9 protein-coding genes are annotated in these 13,262 nt (G+C 37.0%); all 9 read right to left on the bottom strand.

Going from position 1 to position 13,262, the window contains the following annotated elements; genetic code table 11:
* Positions 1-163: 163 nt before the first annotated feature.
* Entirely contained in the window at positions 164-1,696 is a 1,533-nt protein-coding gene (locus MW695_RS04450) for a response regulator transcription factor (protein ID WP_247103808.1), read from the bottom strand.
* Positions 1,686-3,503, bottom strand: a complete 1,818-nt coding sequence (locus tag MW695_RS04445) for a sensor histidine kinase (RefSeq protein WP_247103807.1) — start codon at positions 3,501-3,503, stop codon at positions 1,686-1,688. Before MW695_RS04445 ends, MW695_RS04450 begins: the two co-directional genes overlap by 11 nt.
* A gap of 426 nt (positions 3,504-3,929) precedes the next feature.
* The gene (locus tag MW695_RS04440) at positions 3,930-5,939 is read right to left on the bottom strand and encodes a beta-galactosidase (RefSeq protein ID WP_247103806.1); all 2,010 of its coding nucleotides are present in this window, start codon (positions 5,937-5,939) and stop codon (positions 3,930-3,932) included.
* Positions 5,940-5,959: 20 nt separating this feature from the next.
* Positions 5,960-8,326, bottom strand: a complete 2,367-nt coding sequence (locus MW695_RS04435) for a glycosyl hydrolase family 95 catalytic domain-containing protein (protein ID WP_247103805.1) — start codon at positions 8,324-8,326, stop codon at positions 5,960-5,962.
* Positions 8,327-8,538: 212 nt separating this feature from the next.
* Positions 8,539-9,081 (bottom strand): DUF420 domain-containing protein, encoded by a 543-nt coding sequence (locus tag MW695_RS04430; protein WP_247103804.1) that lies wholly within the window; start codon positions 9,079-9,081, stop codon positions 8,539-8,541.
* Positions 9,082-9,339: 258 nt separating this feature from the next.
* Positions 9,340-9,684, bottom strand: coding sequence for a cytochrome C oxidase subunit IV family protein (locus MW695_RS04425; protein WP_247103802.1), 345 nt, complete (start codon positions 9,682-9,684; stop codon positions 9,340-9,342).
* 1 nt (position 9,685) lies between these two features.
* A complete protein-coding gene (locus MW695_RS04420; protein WP_247103800.1) occupies positions 9,686-10,309 on the bottom strand; it encodes a cytochrome (ubi)quinol oxidase subunit III in 624 nt (207 codons plus the stop codon).
* A gap of 3 nt (positions 10,310-10,312) precedes the next feature.
* On the bottom strand, positions 10,313-12,184 hold the full coding sequence (gene ctaD, locus MW695_RS04415) for a cytochrome c oxidase subunit I (protein ID WP_247103799.1): 1,872 nt from the start codon (positions 12,182-12,184) through the stop codon (positions 10,313-10,315).
* A gap of 20 nt (positions 12,185-12,204) precedes the next feature.
* Complete coding sequence (gene coxB / locus MW695_RS04410; RefSeq protein ID WP_247103798.1) at positions 12,205-13,236, bottom strand: cytochrome c oxidase subunit II; 1,032 nt, start codon at positions 13,234-13,236, stop codon at positions 12,205-12,207.
* Positions 13,237-13,262: the final 26 nt, after the last annotated feature.

The following is a 13,262-nucleotide window of genomic DNA, read 5'->3' as shown; positions in this document are numbered from 1 at the left end:
ATAATTTATATAGGAATGCGCTTTCATTGTTGTTTTAATAACACTTAAAACGTTTACACCTTAATAATTAGTGAAATTACTATGTTTTTTAGTGATCTGTCTTTTTGCACGCAACCCCAATCCTCACATAAAACTTCTTTACTCAGAAAAAAAAGCAACCAATTCAGTCGCTTTTTATCATCTTTCTTTTATATGCTGAAGGAGATACACCTTCATATTTTTTAAATTTGCTATGGAAATAATCAACATTGTTATAACCGACGATCTCAGCAACACGATACACTTTCTGTCCTTGTAAAAGCAATTTCTTTGCATTTTTTATTCGAACTTTATCTAAATACGTATTAAAATATTCGCCTGTATAGCTTTTAAATAATTTCCCTAAATAAGCACTGTTGTAATTGAACAATTTCGCTAGCTGTTCCAACTTTAAATTTTCATTATACTTATTTTCAATTAGTAACAATAATTTCTTTAATTGATGATCGCTATCAGCATATTCAAGCTCATTCAATACATCATTCATCATCTCATTAACAACTTTTTTCACATCTTCAAATGAGGGTTGTTGATACAACTCTAATACCTTTTCTAGCATTGAAGTGAAAAATTCCTCTTTTTCCTCCTTTGATTTCTGTAATTTATTAAATACCGTTGTCATGACGTAAACGATGTTTTTTTTCACATTTCTTTCAGAGAGATCTTGCATCGCCCACTTAAACATGTCATTAGTTGTTTCACGCAAACTTTCATACACCCCTAGGTCTAAAGCAAAATACATATTATCAATAATATCTGTAACCTCAAATTGACCTTCAGAATACTGTATATCAATTTGCATACCATCTGACAGTAGTTGTTCTTTGGGATAAAAGAACTTTCTCTGGATCATTTGAAACGCACTTTTGTAGGACTGATGAACGTCATTTAAACTCTCAACAACTTGTCCAATACTATACGTTATAGAATGAGCATAGCTATCCAGTGACAGTTTTAATTCTTGGTATAACTGTTGAACCTCTTTCATTCGGTATTCGGAGGCATTTAGAACTAAACCTACATACGGTTCACTAACAAATAGTGCAACATCTTTGTTGATTAAAAACTCTACTTCTCTTTTTATTTTGAACATATCTGTATCCATTTCAAAGGAGTTATCCACTTTCATTAATAGCACTTGATATCGATCCCAATCTAAACCAAATTGGTTTGCTTCTTTTTCAGAAAAAAAGTGGTGATCGCTCCCGATCAATGAGAGAACATACTGTTCACGCTTTCTCGTCTCTTCACTTTCTGTTAACTCCGTAACAGCCTGCTGTTTCGATAATTCTTTTTTTACTTTCTCTAGATACTCAATTAATTCTTCCTCGTAGATCGGTTTTAACAAATACCCTGCAACATTATTTTGAATAGCTCTTTTAGCATAATCAAAATCAGCATATCCACTTAAAATGATACATTGAAATACTTTATTGATTTCACGTAAACGTTTAATTAAATCTAATCCATTCATGCCGTACATACGGATATCAGAAATGACTAGGTCTGGTGACAATTCACGAAATAGTGAATATGCCGTCTCCGCATCTTTAGCTAGTCCGACCACTTGAAAGCCATAATCTTCCCACGGAATTAAAGAATTAAGCCCTTCTCGTACCGTTCGTTCATCATCAACAATCAATACTTTATACATCATACAGATCCCCCTCTGACTGTCTCGGTATTCTAAATGAAACACACGTTCCTTTATCACGTTCACTTTCAATTACTAACCCTTCACTTTGTTGAAAAGAAAGAATGATTCGTTCATGAACATTTCGTAAACCAATACGATGCTCCTCGTCAGTTGAGGTGAGTGATTCTATAATCCGCTGCCGTCTTTCTGCTGTGAAACCAACACCATTATCAATAACATTAATTTGGATCCACTCTCCTTGATTCTTCGCTTCCACAATCACTTTTCCACCGACCGCATGGTTTTCTAATCCATGTATTACAGCATTTTCAACAAGTGGTTGAATAATAAGAGGCGGAATTTGAATATTATTGATCATTTCATCTATAACAAGCTCATATTCTAATCTTTCCTGAAACCGGAAGCTTTGAATATCGAGATAAGACTTAACCATATCCATTTCTTGCTTCAAGCTAACAAAACTACTACTAATCTCTAAGCTTGTTCGTAGTAACTTCCCTAATAATTTTACAATGAGCGAGATATCTTTCTCTCCTCTCATATGTGCTTTCATTCGAATCGTTTCTAGTGTGTTAAACAAGAAATGTGGATTGATTTGACTTGCGAGCATTTTAAATTTAATTTCCCCTTGGCGTTTCTCCAATACTCTTTTTTCCTCATTTTTAGCTTCTACTTCTTTAAGTAGTTGTTGAATACTTAAAGTCATTTTATTAAATTGCGATGATAATTGACCAATCTCATCATTTCCTACGATTTTAAATTCTGTTGATAAATTCCCTTCCGCCACGTTTGTTATTTGCTTGCTTAATGTGAGCATTCTTCTCGTAATAAAATGGGAAAATACATAAATGAGAATGAGTGCAATGATTGCACTGATAAACATAATAATAAATCCTAAGCGGCTCAATCGGTTCGCATCTGCTATTATCTCCGAATTTGGTAATACTGAAACGATCCGCAGCTGATTTGTACTGTATTCAAATTGAATTGGCTCAACCATAATTTGCGAACTTTCACCAAAAACCGTGTCTTCAAAAATACCGATTTCACCCTTAATTAACTTATTGGAAAACGTATCCTCATTTAAATTACGACCTATTAAATCTAATTTATTAGATGAGACTATTTGATTATCGCTATTTACAATCATAGTCGGTAGTACTTCTTGAGATAGAATCCAATTCAAATAATCCGTATTAACATCAATTACAAGTACACCATATAAATCATCTTGAAAATTTAAATAACGGGTCAAGCTTAAGTTTGTATCGAATCGCCCGTTTAAGTGATCTGTAAATTCCCATCGCATCATACCTTTAGCTTCAACAGTTTGCTGAAACCATGTACGTCTCACTATTTCTGGATCAATCGGAATGAACCGCCAATTATTAAGCATTGTTTCATTGTTCGTATACAATCGAATATTACTTATCTCATTGTAAAAGCGGATATTATGTTCAAAAACTGGATAATTTTTATAAGCGTCTACAACTTCAAAAACGGTCTCATACTCATGGTTAACTAAATCCTTTAAACCCTCATCAGCCAATGATTGGTTTGATAAATAAACAATTGGTAAAAGTGCTTCTGAAATTCGAGTTTGTATACGGTTTATATCAGAAGTGGACTGCTCCACAACATTGTTTAAGGAGATTTGTCTAAGCTCGTATGTTAAAAAAACCCCTACAATCAACAAAGGGACAAAAACAACTATAATAAACGATAAAATTAACTTTCTTCGTAAAGTAATATTATTTATTTTTTGAATGATTTTCTTTAACATCATGATTGCCCCAATATGTTTCAATCTACTCCCTCAAAAAGGAAGCGCTTACAAGGTGAAATTATTATACAATTATACTTTACTAACTATAGGAGAAATACCATCATAATTACAAGTGAATTCATATAGAAATTTAATGTTATTTTATAAAGTGCTGTCATAACCAGATGTACTGAAAAAGGACAATTCGACTTTTCAGAACCTTTAATTTGATTAGCAATGGTTTCGCTTGATACGAGAAACCCAATCGTATCAAGCTTTTAACAGGTAACTGTTCGCACATTGCTTAAAGGACACCAAAAAAGTTAAAAACCAAACTTTTTCAGTGCCCTTCTTTTCATAACGTAGGAGTCTACGTGTAGTTTATCCGCTATCGTACTCCATTGTACAGTTTCCTCATCTAAACACTTTTATAATGCCCCAGCCTCTTTCTTCATACTACATGTACATTTATACTTTTAACAACAAGACTCCATTCGCTTCAACCGTTAATTGATCTTGGCACAGCTGGCCCGTCTGCAAATCTTTATAAGCTTCTTGCAGCTGAATCGTTTTGGATTCTTTATTATGGTTCATTACGAATACAAACTCGTTTTCATCTTTCACTCTTTTCGTCACTTCAACACCAGAAGGAGTGTTCAATACTGGTTTAATGTTTTGTCTCTCACTAATATCGATTAATAAATGATCGATGAAATCCTGTTCAGGGTTAGTGGCAACATACCACGCTTCACCTTTTCCATATTTATTAACGGTTAAAGCTGGCCGTCCTTTGTAAAAGTCATCACCATATTCAGCAACAACCTCTGCCCCTTCTGAATGAATCAAATCAAATAGCATGTTACAATCGTACTCTCCTTGCAATTGACCGCGGTTCGATTTCAGTACCATTTTGTTCTTATGTTCGAGTGGTAATGAATCGATTTCTTCCGACCAAATGCCAAGCAACGAACGGAGTTCTCCAGGATATCCGCCTAAGGTCACTAAATCATTCTCATCGACAATACCGCTGAAGAAAGTCGTTACAAAGCATCCACCTGCTTCAACAAAACGTTCGAGCCTTTTGACATACCCTTCTTTTACCATATATAATACAGGGGCAATAACTACTTCATATTGCTCAAGATCAGAGTCGGTACTTACGATATCTACTTGAATATTTTTCTTATACAACGCTTCATAATATTTATGAACTTGTTCGACATATTTTAAATCTGCGTGTGGCCCACTTGAATATTCGATTGCCCACCAATTTTCCCAATCAAACACGATCGCCACTTTAGACAGTAGCTTTGATCCAATGAAAGTATTAGATAAGTCAACTAACTCTTGACCAATCTCCGCTACCTCTTTAAACACTCTCGTATGTTCATGACCAACATGTTCGATAACAGCACCATGAAATTTTTCACAAGCACCTCTTGATCGTCTCATTTGGAAATATAAAACGGAATCAGAGCCGTGTGCAACAGCTTGATAGCTCCATAATTTTAATACACCAGGACGTTTTAACGAGTTATAAGGTTGCCAATTTTGCTGACTTGGTGTTTGTTCCATTAACATAAATGGCTGTTGATCTTTAACCCCTCGCATTAAATCGTGCATGAGAGCTGTATAGCTATAAGGGGTATCGAATGCTGGATAATTGTCCCAAGCAATGACATCCATATACTTACCCCATTTAAAATAATCTAACGGTTTAAAGGCTCCCATTAAATTAGTCGTTACAATTGTATCTGGATTTCCTTCCTTAATTACGTCATATTCCATTTTATAGCATTCAAGCATACTATCAGAATTAAAGCGAGCATAATCAAGCGAAATACCTTGGAACATAGTCCGGTTTTCAGCAAAATGTTCACTGAGCAAGTTTGGTGCAACGATCTCATCCCAATCATAAAACGTATGTCCCCAAAATCTCGTATTCCAAACACGATTTACTTCATCTAATGTTCGATAACGCTTTTTTAACCAAACACGAAATGCCTTTTCACAATTTTCACAATAACATGCTCCACCGAACTCATTTGATACATTCCATAATACTACTGCTGGATGATTTTTATAACGATCAACTAATCTCTCAACAAGGCGCTTCGCAAATGTTCGATAAGATGGACTATTCGGACATGAATTATGTCTTCCACCAAATTTACGTTTCATACCGTTGAACTCAACTCGTAAAACATCAGGGTACTTCTTAGCTAACCAAGCTGGATGTGCTGCAGTACCAGTACCAATTCCGACTTGTATATTATTTTCATGAAGACGATCTATCACTTCATCTAACCATTCAAATTGATAGGTCGCTTCATCTGGCTGACTAAGAGCCCAAGAGAATATATGAACACGGACAAAATCAATGTTAGCCTTTTTAAACATTCTTATATCCTCTTCCATAGTAGCGCGATCCCATTGTTCAGGGTTATAATCTCCACCATATGGCATTTTTGTAAACATATAATTCCACTCCTTCTTTCTTAGGAAAGTTTTATTTTAATATATCTCTCTTCATCTTTGTTTAGATGTATAGAAAGGTCTGTATTGTTATGGATGAATATTGTTTCACTTTCAGAATTCCATGCTTTCTCAATGCCTTGACGTAAACGAACGGTAACCTCTTGTTTTTTAAGAGATCGCAAATAGACATTGACATCACCCGCTCCTAAATCCCACTCTAGCTTCTCAATCACTACTTGGCCTCTTGCTCTCATCCCCGTTATGACTCCTTTTCTAATTTCTTCTGGGACTGCTGGCAATAATTCAATTAATCCAGGTGATGTGTAAGCTAACATTTCCATTACTAATGTAGGCAAACTGCAACTTGCATCCACATTATAAATATCACGATTCGGATTATGAGACGTCACAAGACTTGAGTGAATATAGTCCCCCTCTTGCAATAGTAGCTTCAAGTTATCCACAACTCGATCAGCATTCTTTTGTCTTGCAGCGACTAATGCACAATGGACAACACCGTGAGCAGAATAATTTTCTCTCCCACGCTTTTCTAATGCTACTTTTGATGCCTCAAACCATTCAGGCGTAACTTCAGGGTTTACTTCATGCCCTGGCCATACAGGATACAGATGAGAAACATGTCGGTGGTCATATTCATCATCTAATTGAGGATGAATCCACTCTTTTAATGCACCGTCTTCATTAATGGCGTAATCAGGCATATTGGCAAGCATATCTTTCCATTTAGGAATGCTCTCTCGTTCGATTCCTAATTCCTGACACGTGACAATTAACGACGTAAACAACTCTCTAGCTGCAGCTACATCCATCGTTGCATTAATACTTGCTTGATTCGGCTGCCATCCTTCCTTTTGGAGATCGTTTGAAATCCGTGGTGTATTTTCTGGTGAATAAGAAGGTATAAACATAAACGTACCATCATCATTGTATTCTGTTAAAAAATCTTCATAGAAAAGAGCAATTTCCTTCATGATGGGTAAAACGCGTTGAATAAAGAACGCATCATCTCCACTAATTTGATACCATTCATAAAATGGTAGCATTAGCCACTGTGCACCCGCAGTCCAAAATCCTAACGGCCAATCAACATCAAAATGAGTATGAATATTGTGGTTACCGTCTGTTTTAGATCCTGCTAACACACCTCGACATCCGAAAAATGTTTGGGCATTTATTCGCCAATCTGGAACAATTTTTTCGATGAGTTGAAAATAGCCTTCTAGTGCTTCAGGCATATTGCCGATTCCACCACCAGAAACAGCCAAATTCACATTTGCATCTGTTGTAAAATCACCGTTCCATGCCGGACGCCATTCACCAGTCCATAGCCCAACCAAGTTTGGAGGATAAGAACCTGAAGAAGAGATAAAGACATACCTCCCCATATCAAACATTTGCTGTAACAATGCTTTATTCAAAGATTGATCACTTACTAGCAACTCTTCCGTAGGCTTTTGTGTGTCCTCTCTATCACAAATAGTTAGTGACATTCGATTAAACCACTCTCCATGAATGCGTATATGTGATGTTAATAGTTCAACATACTCCTTAGAAGATATCGCTTTTAATGCTTTTTTTATCGACGCTAATGTCGATGGAGCTTGTTGATCATAATCATCAATTGGTTTAATCTTTGTTAAAAGGATGACCTCCTTTGCCTCTGAAACAGTGAGTGTTTTTCCGTGTACTTCAACATGTCCACCCATTGGAGTTATGACAACTGTTCCACCTGCATACCCTTTTTTTGTTTTCGCATATGCGCAACTAAAAGCAAGAAAGCGTTCATCTGTACTAATGTGCTTCTCACGCGCACTACCTTCTAATACAAGATCATCAATGGACAATTCAAGGCTCATCTCTTCATTTGATGTTGTCGTTAAAGAAATAACACTAACATGATCCTCTCTAGAAACAAACTGCTTACGTACAACCCGCCCTCGATCATCAGACCAACTAACGGTCACTTCACCGGTTTCAAAATTTATAGATCGATCATAATCGCAAATTCGGTCACAATTGGACATTTGAAGCTTTAAAGCAAAGGCAGGATGATAAGCATCAGTAAATAACAATGGATGTCCAGATTTATTAGAAAAAAGTTCCGCAGCATCGCGAAATTTCCCTTCTTTCATTAATTCTCTTATTTCACCTAAATACGGTGACATATTGTTATTTTGAATAATTTGCCCATGTAAAGGTTCATATAGCTTTTCATGATTAAAAATAATCGTTTCTTCTAATGGCTGACCGAAAATAAGAGCACCAAGTTCCCCATTTCCGGTAATCATTGCCTCTTGCCATTGATCGGCTGGTTTTTTACTAACTATTCCTCTTTCAGGATAACGATGATTCGATTGACTGGTCATCTATATACTCCTTTCAAAACGAAATCAAGCACTTTTAGCTTCCATTTGATTGTAAGCACTTTCATAATAACATAGATACAATTGATGCAAACCCTAATAATTATTCATTATTTACATAACTATTTACACTTAATAGACAAAAAAACACGAGACTGAGCTTCAAAAGAGTCCCTTTTGTAAATGCTCAATTCGTGTTTGTATTCAAAAAGCTTCTAGTAATATGGTGAGATCATAATGTAAACTAACACACCAGTAAAACTGACATAAAGCCAAATCGGCATCGTCCAACGAGCGATTTTACGGTGACGTTCATTTTCCATATTCCATGCACGGGCTACCGAAGTTAACGCAAGCGGAACGATAATTGCGGCTAAAACGATATGCGTTATGAGAATAAAGTAATAAAAGGCTGCTAAGAAGCCCTCTCCTCCGTATGGAGTCGAGTGTGATAAAAAGTGATGAGCCACATACGTCACTAAAAATAACGTTGTTGTGATAAAAGCAGCGTATATGAAACGTCGATGCCACGTTACATTTTTTCGAATAATCGCTATAAAGGCTATCAATAAAAAGATGAACGTGAAGCTATTAAAAATGGCATTTAACATCGGTAAAATCGTCACATCAAACGCATCAAAGCTCTCGACTCCAGGTAATCCAGCTAACAAAGCAACTAATCCATTGATGACGATCGTTATTATAATAATGGCGGGTTTATAATTGCGCTTTTTAAACGTAGAACTTGCTTGCTCCATACTTTCAACTCCTCTTATTTCAAAACATGTCCTCATTATTATACACAAACTCATACACCTACAGAAGGTGAATCATTTACAAACTAATGAACGATTTTTTTCTATTTTGAATAACCTCGAAGTACGTATTCACTGTTTCTTTGGATCGTTTAGTCGTGGTGTTACACGTAACAATCAAAGTCATTGCTCATTCTTAATGGACTTTTTGAAAACGATCTTATAACAAAAGAGCGACCCAATTGGATCACTCTTTTGTTCTTAATATTTTACAACTCCAATCAATAACATTAAAGCAGCTATTGTTGGTACTGTTACGAAAATACCAGAGATCATAAAGGCAGTTGCCCATCCATGGTCCTTATCCTTGAGATGCATGAAAAATACTAATTGCAACGCAAACTGAATCACTGCAAGGATGAGTATGAATGGAATCGCAAATGAACGTGGTATTAAGTCAGCACCAACTGCTAGAAATGATAAGACCGTTAAAAAGATCATTAAGACAAATACGACAATTTGCTTTTTGATTTCTTTCTGGGTCTGTCTCTTTTCCTCATTGGTCATAGCACTCTTCTCAAAAGGTTGACTTAAATGATCCGCCATATTAGTGACCTCCTCCTACTCCCATGAGATAGACAACGGTGAAAATAAATACCCACACAACGTCGATAAAGTGCCAATATAAACTAGCGACATAAAACTTAGGTGCATTCGTTAACGTAATACCTGATTTATTATATCGAATTAACAAAACAATAATCCAACCTAAACCAAAGGCTACGTGGGCTCCATGTAATCCTACTAGTGTATAAAAGGACGAAGCAAATGCACTTGTTGAGTATCCAAGCCCATGATGTACATACTCATAAAATTCATAAATTTCAAGAGAGATGAACGAAAGACCTAATAGAACGGTAATCCACATCCACACTTTAAACTTCGTAAACTGATTCTTCTTCATTGCGAACATCGCAAGTACACTCGTCAAGCTACTAGTAAGTAGAATCATCGTCATAATAAAAACGAGTGGAAGATGAAACATTTCTTGTGATGTTGGACCATCCGCAACACCATTCCTTAATGCAAGGTACGTACCAAAGAACGTTGCGAATAAAATCGTTTCCCCACCTAGGAAGAACCAGAAACCGAGAAACTTGTTTTTCCCTTCAAGTGTTGCTCTCTCCGGATGAGAGGGAAGACCCTTTGAAGTATCAACTGAACCCGCCATTTCTTAGTTTCCTCCCTTCTCATTTAAATCTGCTTTAACTTGAGATGCAGGAATGTGATAGCCATGATCTTCTTTAATAGAACGGACAAACATCGCTCCAAAAGTAATGACCAAACCACCCACTGCAACGACTAATGGATGAATAATTGGATTCTCCATATTCATCATGATAAAGCCAAAACCAGCAAAGAATAGACCAACTGAAATGATTAACGGTAGTATTGATCCATTAGGCATATGAATATCAGCAACAGGCTCAGCAGGCTTCATCTTGCCATCTCCATGAATTTTCTCATAGAATAATGGGTCTAATGAACGAACCTGTGGTGTTTGAGCAAAGTTATACTCTGGCACCGGTGTCGGTGTAGCCCATTCCAACGTACGTGCATCCCATGGATCGGCAACCGTTACACGCTCTCCCTTAATTGCAGAGTAAATGATATTAATAACTAATAAGATAATACCTGCAGACATGAAGAACGTACCAATTGTACTAATTAAATTAAATAGCTCTAATCCTTGGCCTTCTAAGTATGTGTATACACGACGTGGCATACCCATTAACCCTAGTAAATGTTGAACAAAGAATGTTAAATGGAAACCGATATAGAAAATCCAGAAAAACAATTTACCAAGTGTTTCATTTAATTTATGTCCAAACATTTTAGGATACCAATAGAACAAGCCAGCAAATAATGAAAGAACGATACCACCAACAATAATATAGTGGAAGTGAGCAACAACAAAGTACGTATCATGGTAAAGGTGGTCAACTGGTGCCATTGCTAACATAACCCCTGTTACCCCACCTAATACAAACGTAGGTACAAATGATGAAGCAAACATCATTGCTGTATTAAACGTAATCTTACCGCCCCACATGGTGAAGAGCCAGTTAAAGATTTTGATCCCAGTAGGTACAGCAATGGTCATCGTCGTGATCGCAAATATAGAGTTCGCAACTGGTCCCATACCAACTGTAAACATATGGTGAGCCCAAACCATAAACCCTAAGAATGCAATAATCATTGTAGCAAATACCATCGCTGTATAACCAAATAAACGTTTTCTTGCAAAGGCCGGTATCACTTCTGAAATAATACCAAACGCTGGTAAAACAAGGATGTACACTTCTGGGTGTCCGAAGATCCAGAATATATGTTGCCATAACACGGCATTACCGCCCATGCTCGATATGAAGAACTGCCCATCAAACAGACGGTCCAACATTAATAACGCAAGCCCAGCAGCTAATGGCGTAAAGGCAAATAAGATTAATGTTGATGTAACAAATGACGTCCACACAAATAATGGTAAACGCATCATCGTCATTCCTGGTGCACGCATATTAATAATCGTGACTAAGAAGTTAATAGCCGAAACGAGCGTACCGATACCAGAAACTTGTAGACCTAAAACGTAAAAGTCGAGTCCTACGCCCGCATAATCACGACTCGATAGAGGAACGTAAGCTGTCCAACCAGCATCAGGACCTCCACCAAAGAACCAACTCATACTTAGTAATAATCCCCCTGATAGGAAGATCCAAAAACCTAAAGCGTTAACAAATGGGAAAGCCACATCTCTTGCTCCGATTTGTAACGGAATTACATAGTTCATAAAGGCAAATAATAATGGCGTTGCTGCTAAAAACAACATGATCGTCCCATGCATCGTAATAAATTCATTAAATGTTTGACCACTTAAAAAATTCATATCTGGATACATGAGCTGGATACGCATAAATAACGCCATAATTCCAGCTTTAACAAAGAAAAGCGTCCCGGCAATTAAATACATGATGCCTAGCTTCTTATGGTCAACTGTCGTTAACCAATCCCAGATGACGCTTTTTTCCTTTTTCTGTGTAGCCAAAGGGTTAACCTCCTTTATTTCTAGTCAATTGATAGAGAACGTAAATAAGCAATCAGTGCTTCCATATCTTCATCATTTAGTTCTGATTCAGGATATGCAGGCATAACAGCGCCTTGTTTCAACGCTTCAGCATCACGAATCCACGCTTCTAAGTTCTCATCATTATTTTCTAAGTAATTTCCAAGTGTTTCACGATTAGCGAAATCCGTCAGTGCAGGACCTGCAGCTGTACCCATTCCACCAACCGCATGACAGCCAATACAAGATTGCTCTTCAAATACTTCACGACCTTGTTGCGCTAATGTATCTGTTGGCTCAACTTCTTCCGCCTGCATGCCAGCTACCCACGCATCGTAATCATCACGCTCAAGCGCAATCACTTTGAAATCCATTAATGCATGCGATGCTCCACAAAGCTCAGCACATTTTCCTTTGTAAATTCCTGGCTCAGATGCTTCAAGCCATAGATGGTTCGTAATACCAGGAATTGTATCGACTTTACCACCTAATGCTGGTACCCAAAATGAATGAATAACATCTTGTGCGTGTAGTTCAAAGATAACCTTTTCCCCAACTGGTATGTATACATCATTTCCAGCTGTAAATTCTTCGTCTTCATAGTCAAACTGCCACCAGAACTGGTGTCCAGTTACTTTAATGTAGAGCGTATCTTCCCCAACTTCTGGATCAGGCTCCATATCAGCTAACATAAACGTACCTGTAATTGTTGGGACAGCTAAAATAGTAAGCAAGATAATCGGAATAACAGTCCATGTAATTTCAAGTGCTGTATTTCCGTGAACTTGCTTAGGGATTTCGTCATCTCCAGGCTGGCGACGAAATTTTGCAAGAATGATAAAAAAGATTGCAAACACGACAATCGTGACAAATGCCATAACATACAAGGAAAGAAGCATGTTATCAAATAGCCACTCTGATTGTGGTCCCTTTGGATCAAGGGCAGTTAAATTAGTCTCCCCAAGACAGCCCGAAAGGAAAAAGACGAGCAATGACAGAGACAGGAAACGCCAAGATGTTTTCCAAAGTTTCATCAGATAATTCAACCTCACTTTCATAC

Source organism: Halalkalibacter sp. APA_J-10(15), assembly GCF_023017105.1.
Lineage (GTDB): Bacteria > Bacillota > Bacilli > Bacillales > Bacillaceae_D > Halalkalibacter.
The sequence above is the reverse complement of the archived record's forward strand: the minus strand, read 5'-3'. Positions and strand labels throughout refer to the sequence as shown.

What these genes read in the sequence shown, in the direction of transcription:
- MW695_RS04450 (WP_247103808.1), bottom strand. Translation starts at nt 1,696, where the DNA reads ATGATGTATAAAGTATTGATTGTTGATGATGAACGAACGGTACGAGAA.
- MW695_RS04420 (WP_247103800.1), bottom strand. Translation starts at nt 10,309, where the DNA reads ATGGCGGGTTCAGTTGATACTTCAAAGGGTCTTCCCTCTCATCCGGAG.
- MW695_RS04440 (WP_247103806.1), bottom strand. Translation starts at nt 5,939, where the DNA reads ATGTTTACAAAAATGCCATATGGTGGAGATTATAACCCTGAACAATGG.
- MW695_RS04425 (WP_247103802.1), bottom strand. Translation starts at nt 9,684, where the DNA reads ATGGCGGATCATTTAAGTCAACCTTTTGAGAAGAGTGCTATGACCAAT.
- MW695_RS04435 (WP_247103805.1), bottom strand. Translation starts at nt 8,326, where the DNA reads ATGACCAGTCAATCGAATCATCGTTATCCTGAAAGAGGAATAGTTAGT.
- MW695_RS04430 (WP_247103804.1), bottom strand. Translation starts at nt 9,081, where the DNA reads ATGGAGCAAGCAAGTTCTACGTTTAAAAAGCGCAATTATAAACCCGCC.
- coxB (WP_247103798.1), bottom strand. Translation starts at nt 13,236, where the DNA reads ATGAAACTTTGGAAAACATCTTGGCGTTTCCTGTCTCTGTCATTGCTC.